Below are 13,017 nucleotides of genomic sequence, written 5' to 3'. Positions count from 1 at the left end.
CACAACGCTAACCCGTGTGGCGCCCTAGGTCTATTGTCGGATCGGACAAACTCAGGTCGAAGGTGCAGCGGCCTCCGCTGTCACCGTGCCACCGGCGCTGGTCACCACCTGCACGCTCAGGCGCGGGGTGGCCAGGTCCAGGCCGGACTCGTCCAGCTGGCGCTTGAGCGCCAGGTTGAACGCCCGCGACACCTCCCATTGCTTGATGGGCGCGGTCTTGAAGCGGGCGCGCAGGATGGCTGTACCAGACTCGAAACTTTCCACGCCCTGGATCTCCAGCGGCGACCAGATGTTGCGGCGTTGCAGTGGGTCGGTGCGCATTTTCTGGCCCACGTCGCGCATCAGCTTGATGGCGGTGTCGATGTCCATGGTGTGCGGCACGTTGACCCGGAAAATCGCATAGCCGAACTCCCGCGAGTAGTTCTTGATGCTTTTGATCTCGCTGAACGGAATGGTGTGGACGATGCCGTCGATGTCGCGCAGGCGCACGGTGCGGATGGTCAGGCCTTCCACCGTGCCCAGGTGGCCGCCCACGTCCACGTAGTCGTCGATGGCCAGGGAGTCCTCGATGATGATGAACAGGCCGGTGATCAGGTCGGCAACCAGCGACTGGGCGCCAAAACCGATGGCCAGGCCGATGACGCCGGCACCGGCCAGCAGCGGCGTGACGTTCATACCCATGTTGGCCAGGGCGACGATGGCGGCGATGATGAAGATGGCGATGAACAGCACGTTGCGGATCAGCGGCATCATGGTTTGCGCGCGGGCGTTGGCCAGGCCCTTGCGCGAGTGCGTAAGGGCGTGGTGCACGGCGGTGTCGGCCAGGATCCACACCAGCCAGGCCAGGATCAGCGTGCCGGCCAGGCTGAACAGCTTGACGCTGATGTCATGGCCGTCGCCTTCGGTGAAGCGGATCAGCGACATGCCCCACACCCGCAGCCCCAGCTCGATGAAGCACAGCCAGATCAGCAGGTGCACCAGGGTGTAGCCGAAGTTGCGCAGGCGCTCGGAGTACACCGCGTGGCGTTTCATGCGCTTGTGCGGGCGCACCGCGTGGCGGCGTACCAGGCCGTTGCAGACCATGCACAGCACCAGCAGCACCGTGCACACCAGTGACTGGCGCAGCACGGTGCTGGTGTCGCCGGCGTCGATGAAGGTGGCCAGCAGCGAAATGCCCACCAGCACCAGCGCCGGCAGGTACCAGAAGGTGCCGAGGATCTCGATGGTGTCGCTCAGGGCGCGGCGGGTGAGGCGCCGGGCCAGCGGCTGGTTGCGGATGAGGTGGGCCACCGGGCGGCGGAAGCGCAGGATGAACATGCCGGTGCACAGCGCCGCCAGCATGTTGGCCAGGGTGGCGGCGGTGTGGGCCAGGTGCGAACCCAGGCTGGCCACCAGGCGCGGGTCGTTCAGCGCCTCGCCGAAGGCGGCGAAGCTGCCGATCAGCCACAGCGGCCGGAACGCCTGGTGGCGCAGGATGTACAGGGCGCGGTGGCGGTGCGGGCCGTCCAGCAGCGAGAAGGCCACCACGCAGATGGCCGAGAAGCAGGTGCCCACCACCAGCGCGTAGGCCAGCACCATGGCCAGGTCCTTGCCCAGCGACGAGGGCAGGGCGTAGCCCACCCACACGGTGATGATCAGTGCCACCAGCCAGGGCCCCAGCTTGCGCAGGGCGAAGCGCAGCAGGTCGAGGGTGCGCGGGTGCTGGGGCAGTTCCTCGCTGAGGCCGAAGCGCATGCGGATGTGGTGGCTGATCCAGTTCAGGGCGTAGGCCAGCAGGCTCCACACCAGGATGATCAGCACGAAGCCGAAGATGATCGGCGGCCACTGGGCCACCGGCAGCATCAGGTCGGACAGCTCTTGCCCGGCCTGGTCGAACTCGTTGGACCAGCGGTTGAATGGGCTGTCTTCGCCGGCGAACTGTTTCTCGAACTGCCCCAGGGTGCTGCCGATCAACCCCAGCACGCCTTCTTCACCGGCCGGCTGGGCTTTCTTGGTGGTGTCGCGCAGGCGTTTGAGGTCAGTGAGCAGTTGCGTGCGCTGCTGGTCGTTTTCCAGGGAATTGATCACCTGGTCCAGTGACTGCGCCAACGGCTCGGTGGGTTGTGGCTGGGCTTTCTGGCCGCTGCCGAGCAGGCTCGGCAGGCCGGCCGCCTCAGCCTGTGGCAGCACGGCCAGCAGGCAGGTCAGCAGGAGGAAAAACAGGGCAGGCAGACGCAAGGAGACAGACACTCGACAATGAACCCAGGGTAATTCTTGATCGAGGGAGTGTACGAGGCGCCAAGGCCCAAGGCGAGCGGTTATGCGCCGATTCGCACGAGGATTTTATACAGGACTATTCCGAGCAGGCAGAGCATGCCGAGCCAGAGCATCAGCACGCCGATATTGCGTTCGCGCAGGCTGAAGCCGAAGGTCAGCAAGCCGAGGCTGGCACTGACCTGGATGAGCAGGGAGGTGAATTCGTCCATGACCGTTGTCCTTGTGCGAGGGGGCCTGTACTAAGTTTAGGCCCGCCAGCGCAGCCGGGTTTGATCCGGATCATGAAATTTACCCCGTAGCAGGTGCCGCAGGCTGCGTCCGGCCCCGGCGCGGTTCGGCTTCAACTACGCGGCGCCAGTGGACGCGGCCTGCGGCCGCTGCTACGGGGGCGGGGGTTACGGCAGCTCGCGGCTGCGGTAGAACGCTTCCAGCACTTTCACCAGGTGTGCCAGGTCCTGGCTGCCGCACAGCTCGCGGATGGAGTGCATGGCGAACGTCGGCAGGCCGATGTCCACGGTGCGCACGCCCAGGTGGCTGGCGGTGATCGGGCCGATGGTGGAGCCGCAACCCATGTCGCTGCGCACCACGAAGCTCTGCACCGGCACTTCCTCGGCCATGCACAGGTGGCGGAAGAAACCGGCGGTCTCGCTGTTGGTGGCGTAGCGCTGGTTGCTGTTGACCTTGATCACCGGGCCGGCGTTGAGTTTCGGGCCGTGGTTGGCGTCGTGCTTCTCGGCGTAGTTGGGGTGCACGCCGTGCGCGTTGTCGGCCGACACCAGCAAGGAGCGCTGGATGGTGCGCACGAAGTCGTCGCCGTCGGGCAGCAGGCGCCGCAGGGTCTGCTCCAGCATCGGGCCGTCGGCGCCGCAGGCCGAGCACGAGCCGATCTCTTCGTGGTCGTTGGCCACGAACACGCAGGTTTCCTCGCTGTCGGCGTTGAGCAGCGCCTGCAACGCGGCGTAGCACGACAGCAGGTTGTCCAGGCGCGCGCCGGCGATGAACTCGCCGTGCAGGCCCACTACCGCAGCGTTCTGGGTGTCATAGAAGCTCAGCTCGTAGTCCAGCACCACGTCGGCGTTCAGGCCGTGTTCACGGGCCAACTGGTCGGTGAGCAGGGCGCGGAAGTCCGGGCGCTCGTCACCGGCTACCTGGGCCAGGATCGGCGGCAGCTCGGTCTGGGCGTTGATGGCCCAGCCCTGGTTCGCTTCACGGTTGAGGTGAATGGCCAGGTTGGGGATCACGGCGATCGGCAGCTTGAAGTCGATCAGCTGGCTTTCCACCTTGCCGTCGCGGCGGAAGGTGACACGGCCGGCCAGCGACAGGTCGCGGTCGAACCATGGCGCCAGCAGGGCGCCGCCGTAGACTTCCACGCCCAGCTGCCAGAAACCCTGGCGCTGCAGCTCGGGCTGCGGCTTCACGCGCAGGCACGGGCTGTCGGTGTGGGCGCCCACCAGGCGGATGCCGCCCAGCAGGGGCGAATGACGGCCCAGCTTGAAGGCGATGATGGAGGAGTCGTTGCGGGTCAGGTAATAGCGCCCGCCGGCCACGGTGGCCCAGGTGTCGCGCTCGTCGAGGCGTTGGTAGCCGGCCGCTTCCAGGCGCATGGCCAGGCTGGCGGTGGCGTGGAAGGGCGTGGGGGAGGCCTTGAGGAAGTCGATCAGGCCCTGGTTCAAAGCTTCGCGCATAGTTGGCTCCAGACAGCAATGGCGCGAGTTTAACGTATTGAACGCAGCTGTGGGCGCGTTTGTAGCCGCTGCCGTCAGGCTGCGCTGGCCCGCTTGCACACTGGAGATCTTCAGTGTGGTTGAGGGCCAGCGCAGCCTGCGGCAGCGGCTACGGTGGAAGGTTTCAAGGCGGGGCGAAGTCAGAACGGCGCAGGGCACTCGAAGCGTACGCGCTCACCGGTGGTGGGGTGGGTGAAGCTCAGCATGCTGGCGTGCAGGCACAGCCGCGGGTACGCCGCCAGGGCCTCGGGGTGCGCATACAGGCCGTCGCCCAGCAGCGGGTGGCCGATGGACAGCATGTGCACGCGCAGCTGGTGCGAGCGGCCGGTGATCGGCGTCAGCTCCACGCGGCACCAGTCGCCGCAGCGCTCCAGCACCTTCCAGAAGGTCAGGGCGTGCTTGCCCTGCTCGTGGTCCACCACGTGGCGCGGCTTGGTGGGCGGGTCGTAGCGCAGCGGCAGGTCGATGCTGCCACTGTCCAGCTCCGGCTGGCCCCAGGCCAGGGCGGTGTAGGCCTTTTCGGTTTCGCGGTCATGAAACTGTCGCGACAGCTCGCGGTGGGTGTCGGCGTCGCGGGCCAGCAGAATGATGCCCGAGGTTTCCCAGTCCAGGCGGTGCACGATGCGCGCCTCGGGGTAGCCGTTTTCCTGCAGGCGGGTGATCAGGCAGTCCTTGTTGTCTTCGGCACGGCCAGGCACCGACAGCAGCAGGGTCGGCTTGTTGATCACCAGGATGGCGTCATCCTGATGCAGGATGTGGATGTTCGACAGCGGCATTGAAATTGTCTCGGTAGAAACGCCAACGGCGATTGTCGGTATTCCCACCAGGGGACACCGGCAATCGCCGCGGGTGCTGCCAGGCCGGGTTAGCGGTCAGGCAGGGTGATGTTGAGTTCCAGGATCGAGCAGCTGCCCTGGTTTTCCAGCGCCACCTGTACGTCCTCGTTGCCGATGTTGACGTACTTGCGGATCACTTCCACCAGCTCCTTCTGCAGGGCAGGCAGGTAGTCCGGGGTGCTGCGCTGGCCACGTTCGTGCGCCACGATGATCTGTAGACGCTCTTTCGCTACCGACGCGGTATTGACCTTTTTGGAACGAAAGAAGTCAAAAATGCTCATCAGTTACCCCCAAAGAGCCGCTCAAAGAATCCTTTCTTCTGCTGTTCGAGGAAGCGGTGTTCCACGTTCTTGCCCAGCAGTCGGTCGACGGCGTCGCTATAGGCCTGGCCGGCGTCGCTCTGGTCGTCGAGGATGACCGGTACGCCCTGGTTGGAGGCCTTGAGCACCGCCTGGGACTCGGGAATCACGCCCAGCAGGGTCACCGACAGGATCTCCTTGACGTCTTCCACGCCCAGCATCTCGCCCTTGCTCACGCGCTCGGGGTTGTAGCGGGTCAGCAGCAGGTGTTCCTTGATCGGGTCTTCGTTGCGCTCGGCGCGGCGCGACTTGCTGGCCAGCAGGCCCAGCATGCGGTCCGAGTCACGTACCGAGGACACTTCGGGGTTGGTGACGACGATGGCTTCGTCGGCGAAGTACATGGCCAGGTGGGCGCCGGTCTCGATGCCCGCTGGCGAGTCGCAAACCACGAACTCGAAGGTTTCCTTGAGTTCCATCAGCACTTTTTCCACGCCTTCCTTGGTCAGCGCGTCCTTGTCACGGGTCTGGCTGGCCGCCAGCACGTACAGGTTCTCAAGGCGCTTGTCCTTGATCAGGGCCTGCTGCAGGTTGGCTTCGCCGTTCACCACGTTGACGAAGTCGTACACCACGCGGCGTTCACAGCCCATGATCAGGTCGAGGTTGCGCAGGCCCACGTCGAAGTCGACGATGACAGTCTTGTGGCCGCGCAGGGCCAGGCCGGTACCGATGGCGGCGCTGGTGGTGGTCTTGCCCACACCACCTTTGCCGGATGTAACCACGAGAATCTTGGACAAGGTGTATCACCCCTAATGAAAAAGGATTGCTAGTCCCTGAATGAAAGCATGACTTGTAAACAACTGCAGTCGGCAGGCCGTGATAATGGCCGTTTGCCGCCAAGTTTAAAAGTTGTACGGAAAATGGCGGCAGTATCCGTTAAAGGCGGGTGATGTTCAACACATCACCAGACAAGCTGACTTGTACGCCCGCCCCCCACAAGGGGTCGCGGCGCAGGTCTTCCGAGACCTTGTACTGGCCGGCGATGGACAACAGCTCGGCACCCAGGTGCTGGCAGAAGATGCGCGCCTTTGTGTCGCCCTTGATACCCGCCAGGGCCCGGCCGCGCATTTGGCCGTACACATGGATGTTGCCATCGGCCAGAAGTTCCGCACCGGAGCTGACGGTGGCCATGACCACCAGGTCGCCCCCCGGAGCATAGACCTGTTGGCCACTGCGCACCGGCAAGGTAATGATTTTCGTCGGATTTACCACCGGCGCCGGCGGTTTCTCCGGCGGCTTGGGCTTGGGCGGCTCCAGTTCGATCGGCCGTTCACGCGCGCCGGACGGCGGCAGCACCGGCAGGTCGATGGCGATGGCGGCGGCAATGTCCTCGATGCGGCTGGCGCGAATGGCCAGGGTGCGCAGGCCATGCTGGCGGCACACGCGCATCAGGCCGGGCAGGTCGACCGCCCCTTCACTGGCCGGCAGCTTGTCCAGCGCCAGTACCAGCGGGGTGTTGCTGAAGAAATTCGGGGCCTGGGCAACCTTGGCCGCCAGCTGGCGGTCCAGGCCTTCAAGGTTGTTGCGGGCCAGTTCCAGCACGGTGATGGCGAGCATGCTGCCCTTCAGCTGGAACACGTTTTCCTGGTCTAGCGGTTCGGTCTGGCTCATGGTCGGCAAAAAGGCGCCTTGTAACGAAAAGTGCCGAGACTTATAACGAGAACGCCCGCCAGCCGCAAGCCGGGCGAACCCATGTAGAATGCGCGGCCATGTTGTCTGTCCGGAATCTGTAATGGATCGCCCGCGTTTTAACCGAACCTTTCTTCACCCCCGTTTCTGGCCGCTGCTGCTGGGCCTGGGCCTGTTGTGGCTGGTGGTGCAGCTGCCGTACCGCGCCTTGCTGGTGATCGGCCGCCTGCTGGGCCTTGGCATGTACCGCATCGCCGGCGAACGCCGCCGTATTGCGGCGCGCAATCTGGAGCTGTGTTTCCCAGAACTACCGCTCGTCGAAAGAACCCGTTTGCTCAAGGAAAATTTCGCTTCCACCGGCATCGCCTTCTTCGAAATGGCCATGAGCTGGTGGTGGCCAAAGGCCCGCCTGGCGCGGCTTGCGCACATCGAAGGGCTTGAACACCTGCAGGCTGCCCAGCAGGCCGGCGAGGGTGCCATCCTCATGGCGTTGCACTTCACCACCCTGGAAATCGGTGCCGCATTGCTGGGCCAGCGCCACACCATCGACGGCATGTACCGCGAGCACGGCAACCCGCTGTTCGACTTCGTCCAGCGCCAGGGCCGCGAGCGTCACAACCTCGATTCCCTGGCTGTGGAGCGCGAGGACGTGCGCGGCATGCTCAAGCTGCTGCGCAAGGGCCGCGCCATCTGGTACGCGCCTGACCAGGACTACGGCGCCAAGCAGGGCATCTTCGTGCCGCTGTTCGGCATTCCGGCGGCCACGGTCACGGCCACGACCAAATTCGCGCGGCTGGGCAAGGCTCGGGTGATTCCCTTCACCCAGCAGCGCCTGGCCGATGGCAGCGGCTACCGCCTGGTGATTCACCCGCCGCTGGCGGATTTCCCCGGCGAGAGCGAAGAGGCCGACTGCCTGCGCATCAACCAGTGGGTGGAAGCCTCGATTCGCGAGTGCCCGGAGCAGTACCTGTGGGCGCACCGGCGCTTCAAGTCGCGGCCGCCGGGCTCGCCTAGACTCTACGAAAAGCGCCGCCGGTAACGTAGCAGCGGCCGAAGGCCGCGTCGCAGGCGCTGGGGTCTAGCTGATGCAGTGCGTGCGCCGGACGCAGCCTTCGGCAGCTGCTACAGGCGGCGGTGTGCCCCGCCGATTTAGAGGTAGTCGTTAGGTCAGGGGGAGCAATGCCTGCGATCACAGGGCTGATCCTTTCCGGTGGTGGCGCCCGCGCCGCCTACCAGGTGGGCGTGCTGGCGGCCATCGCGCAGCTGCTGCCCGCCGACGCCTCCAACCCCTTCCCGGTGATCGTCGGCACCTCGGCCGGCGCCATCAACGCCGTGACCCTGGCCAGCGGCGCCCGCCAATTCGTGCCCTCGGTGCAGCGCCTGGAAGGGTTCTGGCGCGGTTTCGCCAGCCACCAGGTGGTGCGCAGCGACTGGCCCGGCGTGGTGCGCCAAGCCAGCCGCTTCATCCGTCACAGCCTGCTGGGCATTGGCGGCAGCGTGCCGGTGGCGCTGGTGGACAACGCCCCGCTGGGCGCGCTGCTGCGCGAGCGTCTGGACCTCACCGGCATCGAGGGCGCCCTGGCCGCTGGCGCCCTGCACGGGGTGGCGGTGACGGCGTTCGGCTACAGCTCCGGGCAGGCAGTGACCTTCTACCAGGGCAGCCGCGGCATCCAGCCCTGGCTGCGCCACCGCCGTATCGGCGTGCCGACCCGCCTGAGCGTCGAGCACCTGTTGGCCAGCGCCTCCATCCCGCTGCTGTTCCCTCCGGTGCGCATCGGCGATGACTTCTACGGTGACGGCGCCATGCGCCAGTCCGCGCCCATCAGCCCGGCGCTGCACCTGGGCGCCGAGCGGGTGCTGGTGGTGGGCGTCAGCGGCAACGCCCGCGGCCCGGACGGCGGCCAACTGGCCGGCAGCGACCAGCAGCCGAGCCTGGCGCAGATCGGCGGGCACCTGCTCAACAGTGCCTTCATCGACAGCCTGGAAGACGACCTGGAACTGCTGCAACGCCTCAACCAGCTGGGGCGGTTGTTGCCGGCCGACGTGCACAGCGCGCCGCTGGGCTTGAACCCGGTGGAGGTGATGGTGGTGTCGCCCAGCCAGCCGCTGGACGAGATCGCCGCGCGGCACCGGCATGAACTGCCAGCGGCGTTGCGCCTGTTCCTGCGCGGGCCGGGGGCGACGAAAACCAGTGGGGCGGGGTTGTTGAGTTACCTGCTGTTCGAGGCGGGATACTGCAGTGAACTGATCGAGCTGGGGCGGCGCGATGCGCTGGCCAAGCAGGCTGAAATCCTGGCCTTCCTCCAACCCCCGTAGCAGCTGCCGCAGGCTGCGTCCGGCGCCCCCGTTGTATCAAGTGATACGTGGCGCTTCAGGACGCGGCCTGCGGCCGCTGCTACGGGGGGTGGTGGGGTCAGGCCGTCAGGCGGTCGTCGCGGAAGTCGCGCAGGGCCTGTTCGATCTCTTCGCGGCTGTTCATCACGAACGGGCCGTATTGCACCACCGGTTCGTTCAGCGGCTTGCCGGCGAGTACCAGTACCCGTGCGCCCTCGGCGCTGTCGATGCGCAGCTCGCCACTGTCACTCAAGCGCACCAGGCGGCTGGCCGCCACGCTGCCGGCATGGCCGGGCAGTTGCACCGCGCCTTCGTACACGTACAGCATCACCCGGTGCCCCTCGGGCAGGCGCGGGCTGATGCTGGCGCCGGCTGGCAGGCGCAGGTCGAACAGGTGCGGTTCGGTGTGCGGCCGCTGCACGGCGCCCAGTTGCTGCACCTGGCCGTCGTCGAAGGTGCCGGCGATGGCCACCACGTCGATGCCGTCCGGGGTGGTCAGGCGCGGAATGTCCTCGGGCTGGATGTCGCGGTAGCCGGGGGTGCCGAGCTTGTCCTTGCCAGGCAGGTTGAGCCACAGCTGGAAGCCGCGCATCACGCCTTCCTCCTGCTCGGGCATCTCGCTGTGGATGATGCCGCGGGCAGCGGTCATCCATTGCACGCCACCGCCTTGCAGCAGGCCGACGTTGCCCAGGTGGTCTTCGTGGCGCATGCGCCCTTCGAGCATGTAGGTGATGGTTTCGAAGCCACGGTGCGGGTGCGGCGGGAAGCCGGCGATGTATTCGTCGGGGTTGTCGGAGCCGAACTCGTCGAGCATCAGGAAGGGGTCGAAGCGTTCGATGCCGGGGCCGCCGATAACGCGTGTCAGGCTGACGCCAGCGCCGTCGGAAGTGGCCTGGCCGGCCTGGATACCGATGATCTTGCGAAATTGAGTCATTGCACAACTCCTGTAGGAGGGTGGGAATGGCTCTATTGTTGCGCGGGAAATATCGAACGAATAGCGACTATTTTGGCTATCAACTATCGATGGGATTGATGCTTTGTGAAGGCGACGCGGCCTGGGGGGCGGGGCGGCGGGGGGTGGTTGTGGGGGGGGCCCGTGGCGGCCGCTGCTACGGGTTTTGTAGCAGCGGCCGCCAGGCCGCGTCCGAAGCGCCGCGCTATTACTCGGCGATCTGCAGCTTGCGCGATTCGGTGTAGATGTAGCGCACCTTCTCGTACTCGAACGGGGTGTCCAGCGAGCCATAGCGGAAGCTGGTGGTGTAGCGCTTGTCCACCGCGCGCAACGCCCAGATTTCCGGGTGGCGGCTGCTTTCCTGGGACACGTTGAGGAAGTTGATCTGCGACTCGGCGCCGTAGTCGAACAGCAGGCCCGTGGTGTCACGCAGGTTCGACGGCCCGAACACCGGCAGCACCAGGTACGGCCCGGCCGGCACGCCGTAGAAGCCCAGGGTCTGGCCGAAGTCCTCGGTCTGGTGCGGCAGGCCCATCTTCGTCGCCGGGTCCCACAGGCCGGCCACGCCGATGGTGGTGTTGAGCAGCAGGCGGCCGGTGATCTGCAGCGAGCGCTTGCCCTTGAGCTGCAGCAGGCTGTTGACCAGGTTCGGCACGTCGCCCAGGTTGCTGAAGAAGTTGCTCACGCCGCTGCGCAGGAAGCCGGGGGTGATGTAGCGGTAGCCGTTGACCACCGGCAGGAACACCCACTCGTCGAAGCGGTAGTTGAAGTGGTAGACGCGGCGGTTCCAGTTCTCCACCGGGTCGTAGACGTTCAGCGCGGTCAGGCTCGAACGCTCGAACTCGCGCTGGTCCAGGCCGGGGTTGAACTTGAGCTGCTTGAGCGGCTCGGTGAAGCCATCGGCGTCGGCGTGGGTCGGTTGCTCGTCGGCGTGGGCCATGCCGGCACACAGCAGTGCGGCGGCCAGGAGGAAGGTCTTAGCCACGGAAGAACTCCAGCATGGCGTCGGCGTTGACGCGGTAATTGAGGTTGCCGCAATGGCCACCGTGGGGGTAAACGGTCAGGCGGTCGCCGAACGTCTTGCGCAGGAAACCCAGGTCGCCCGGGCCGAGGATGATGTCGTCGGCGTTGTGCATCACGGCGATTTTCGGGCTGTCGTGCAGGTAGTCCTTGAGGGCGTACAGGCTCACCTCGTCCACCAGCTGCAGCAGGCTGCCACCGTCGGTGCGGGCGCGCCACATGGGGATGACCTGGTCGGTCAGGTAGCAGTCGAAGTCACACTGCAGCGCGCGCTTGAGGAACGGCGTCAGGCTGGTGCCCTCGGTGATCGGGAACTTGGGCGGGGTAATCAGCCCGCGGCGGTTGATCAGGTCCGAGGTGAAGGCAATGTCGGCCGCCGAGAAGCGGAACGAGGTGCCGATCAGCATGGCCATCTGTTCGTTGGACAGGTGCTGCTTGGACTGCTGGATGTCATACAGCAGGGCATCGTTGAGGTCGATGTAGCCCTTCTGCTGGAAGTAGCGGGTGAGCTTCTGCAGTACCACTTCATAGAAGGTGGTGGTGTTGTTGATGCCCTTCACCTGCGCCTGCACCAGCTTGTCGAGGTTGCTGATGGAGGTGTACAGGTTCACCGGCGGGTTGAGCAGCAGCACCTTCTTGAAGTTGAAGCTGCGGCGGGTCTCGTCCAGCTTGCTGACGAAGGCGGCGTCCAGCGCGCCCAGGCTGTAGCCGGTCAGGTAGAAGTCGGTGACCGGCAGCTTGGGGTTCTGCGCGCGCACGGCTTGCATCACCCGGTACAGGTCTTCGGCGTCTTCCTTGGTGACCCCGGGCGTGGCGAAGCGCGAGGCGGCGCTCATGAAGTCGTAGCTGGTGGGCGACGACAGCTGCACCACGTGGTAGCCGGCCTGGTAGTACAGCTTCTTCAGGTACTCGGTGAGGCTACTGGTGTACGGCGCGCCGGTGCCGGCGATGATGAAGATCAGCGGCGCGGCGTGGTCCTGGTAGGCCAGGCGGTAGCGCAGTTTCTTCACCGCCCAGAAGTTGTCCGGCAGGGTGAAGTCGCGGTCCGGGCGCAGGTTCAGCGTGTGGTCGGCCTGCTTGATGTCATCATCGGCGGGCAACTTGGGGCGCAGGTCCGGCGGCGTCGAGGCAATCGTGGCTTCGAACGGGTTGGTCAACGGGTAGCCGTAGGTGGCGACGTCGACATCCTTGGCTAGCGCGGACGCACTCAGAATGAGGCCGCCCAGCAAGGCAGCGAAGTGCAGTATTCGAAGCATGACGGTGTCCCTAAAAGGCGAAAGCTAAGTGAAGTACGCAGGCTCTGACCACCGCGTTGGTGGCAAGTTGCCCAGTATGACTGCTTTTGACACGCTAAATATTGTACGGGCGTGATACACCAACAGACACAATAGCTACATTGGCTGTTTTCGCCTTGCATAACAGGGCGGGGTGGTTATTCTTGGCGCCGTTTTTCCTTTCCGGAGTGTGTCATGTCCCGCCGTACGTCGCTGATCGTGCTTTTCGTCCTGGTTGCCCTGAGCCTGGCTGCCAGCTATGGCGTGCGTTACGGGTTGATGGAGGATGCCCGCTGGGTGGGGCTGTGCAGCGACGAGGCCAGCCGCTGGGAATGCCAGCTGCGCTCGGGGCTGGGCTACCTGATTCACTTCCGGATGATTTCCATGGCGGCGCTGGCGGCCGCCGTGGTTGGCTTCCTGGTGCCGCGCTGCCTGGGTTGGTGGCTTGCGGTGCTGGCGCTGGTCATCGGCATTCCCGGGCTGGTGCTGTACAGCGCCAGCCTGGCGGTGTTCGCCGTGGTGATCGCCGGCCTGCGCTTGGTAAGACGCTGATTTGGCGTCGCCTGCATCGCGGCCAAGGCCGGCCCCTACGCGGATCGGTGTAGGAGCCGCCCTTGGGCGCGATGAGGCCCGCGC

General features: G+C 65.6%; 13 protein-coding genes. 3 read left to right on the top strand and 10 right to left on the bottom strand.

Features of this window, described 5'->3' with window-relative positions; all coding sequences use genetic code 11:
- Positions 1-51 precede the first annotated feature (51 nt).
- The 7 genes from AC0Z2B_RS19755 to minC form a co-directional block, all read right to left on the bottom strand.
- Positions 52-2,217, bottom strand: coding sequence for a mechanosensitive ion channel domain-containing protein (locus AC0Z2B_RS19755; protein ID WP_473005643.1), 2,166 nt, complete (start codon positions 2,215-2,217; stop codon positions 52-54).
- Between the two features lie 80 nt (positions 2,218-2,297).
- Complete coding sequence (locus AC0Z2B_RS19750) at positions 2,298-2,465, bottom strand: hypothetical protein (RefSeq protein WP_416422951.1); 168 nt, start codon at positions 2,463-2,465, stop codon at positions 2,298-2,300.
- 186 nt (positions 2,466-2,651) lie between these two features.
- Positions 2,652-3,941, bottom strand: a complete 1,290-nt coding sequence (locus AC0Z2B_RS19745) for a M18 family aminopeptidase (protein ID WP_416422952.1) — start codon at positions 3,939-3,941, stop codon at positions 2,652-2,654.
- 179 nt (positions 3,942-4,120) lie between these two features.
- Positions 4,121-4,756: an RluA family pseudouridine synthase gene (locus AC0Z2B_RS19740; RefSeq protein WP_027977289.1), complete on the bottom strand. Its 636-nt coding sequence runs from the start codon at positions 4,754-4,756 to the stop codon at positions 4,121-4,123.
- 89 nt (positions 4,757-4,845) lie between these two features.
- Positions 4,846-5,097 (bottom strand): cell division topological specificity factor MinE, encoded by a 252-nt coding sequence (gene minE / locus AC0Z2B_RS19735; protein WP_008366588.1) that lies wholly within the window; start codon positions 5,095-5,097, stop codon positions 4,846-4,848.
- On the bottom strand, positions 5,097-5,909 hold the full coding sequence (gene minD, locus AC0Z2B_RS19730; RefSeq protein ID WP_027977290.1) for a septum site-determining protein MinD: 813 nt from the start codon (positions 5,907-5,909) through the stop codon (positions 5,097-5,099). Before minD ends, minE begins: the two co-directional genes overlap by 1 nt.
- A gap of 139 nt (positions 5,910-6,048) precedes the next feature.
- Positions 6,049-6,792 (bottom strand): septum site-determining protein MinC, encoded by a 744-nt coding sequence (gene minC / locus AC0Z2B_RS19725; protein ID WP_416422953.1) that lies wholly within the window; start codon positions 6,790-6,792, stop codon positions 6,049-6,051.
- A 112-nt stretch (positions 6,793-6,904) separates the two neighbouring features.
- Here minC and AC0Z2B_RS19720 point away from each other — a divergent pair, with 112 nt between their 5' ends.
- Both AC0Z2B_RS19720 and AC0Z2B_RS19715 read left to right on the top strand, forming a co-directional pair.
- Positions 6,905-7,840 (top strand): lipid A biosynthesis lauroyl acyltransferase, encoded by a 936-nt coding sequence (locus tag AC0Z2B_RS19720; RefSeq protein WP_416422954.1) that lies wholly within the window; start codon positions 6,905-6,907, stop codon positions 7,838-7,840.
- Between the two features lie 140 nt (positions 7,841-7,980).
- Positions 7,981-9,117, top strand: coding sequence for a patatin-like phospholipase family protein (locus AC0Z2B_RS19715; RefSeq protein ID WP_476298868.1), 1,137 nt, complete (start codon positions 7,981-7,983; stop codon positions 9,115-9,117).
- Positions 9,118-9,214: 97 nt separating this feature from the next.
- On the opposite strand, the gene AC0Z2B_RS19710 is transcribed toward AC0Z2B_RS19715, so the two are convergent.
- From AC0Z2B_RS19710 to AC0Z2B_RS19700, 3 genes are all read right to left on the bottom strand, one after another.
- Positions 9,215-10,069 (bottom strand): pirin family protein, encoded by an 855-nt coding sequence (locus AC0Z2B_RS19710; protein WP_476298866.1) that lies wholly within the window; start codon positions 10,067-10,069, stop codon positions 9,215-9,217.
- Positions 10,070-10,295: 226 nt separating this feature from the next.
- A complete protein-coding gene (locus tag AC0Z2B_RS19705) occupies positions 10,296-11,072 on the bottom strand; it encodes an MlaA family lipoprotein (protein ID WP_473005647.1) in 777 nt (258 codons plus the stop codon).
- A complete protein-coding gene (locus tag AC0Z2B_RS19700) occupies positions 11,065-12,363 on the bottom strand; it encodes a serine/threonine protein kinase (protein ID WP_416422958.1) in 1,299 nt (432 codons plus the stop codon). The genes AC0Z2B_RS19705 and AC0Z2B_RS19700 overlap by 8 nt, the downstream gene beginning before the upstream one ends.
- Positions 12,364-12,576: 213 nt before the next feature.
- Between AC0Z2B_RS19700 and AC0Z2B_RS19695 the strand changes: the two genes are divergently transcribed.
- Positions 12,577-12,933, top strand: a complete 357-nt coding sequence (locus tag AC0Z2B_RS19695; RefSeq protein WP_416422959.1) for a hypothetical protein — start codon at positions 12,577-12,579, stop codon at positions 12,931-12,933.
- Positions 12,934-13,017: the final 84 nt, after the last annotated feature.

It is taken from the genome of Pseudomonas sp. GYB4201, from assembly GCF_056312595.1.
Note: the sequence above shows the minus strand (reverse complement) of the source record. Positions and strands in the feature narration are given on the sequence as shown.

Coding starts and splice junctions, on each gene's coding strand:
- AC0Z2B_RS19750 (WP_416422951.1), bottom strand. CDS start 2,465: ATGGACGAATTCACCTCCCTGCTCATCCAGGTCAGTGCCAGCCTCGGC.
- AC0Z2B_RS19745 (WP_416422952.1), bottom strand. CDS start 3,941: ATGCGCGAAGCTTTGAACCAGGGCCTGATCGACTTCCTCAAGGCCTCC.
- AC0Z2B_RS19740 (WP_027977289.1), bottom strand. CDS start 4,756: ATGCCGCTGTCGAACATCCACATCCTGCATCAGGATGACGCCATCCTG.
- minE (WP_008366588.1), bottom strand. CDS start 5,097: ATGAGCATTTTTGACTTCTTTCGTTCCAAAAAGGTCAATACCGCGTCG.
- AC0Z2B_RS19720 (WP_416422954.1), top strand. CDS start 6,905: ATGGATCGCCCGCGTTTTAACCGAACCTTTCTTCACCCCCGTTTCTGG.
- AC0Z2B_RS19715 (WP_476298868.1), top strand. CDS start 7,981: ATGCCTGCGATCACAGGGCTGATCCTTTCCGGTGGTGGCGCCCGCGCC.
- AC0Z2B_RS19710 (WP_476298866.1), bottom strand. CDS start 10,069: ATGACTCAATTTCGCAAGATCATCGGTATCCAGGCCGGCCAGGCCACT.
- AC0Z2B_RS19700 (WP_416422958.1), bottom strand. CDS start 12,363: ATGCTTCGAATACTGCACTTCGCTGCCTTGCTGGGCGGCCTCATTCTG.
- AC0Z2B_RS19695 (WP_416422959.1), top strand. CDS start 12,577: ATGTCCCGCCGTACGTCGCTGATCGTGCTTTTCGTCCTGGTTGCCCTG.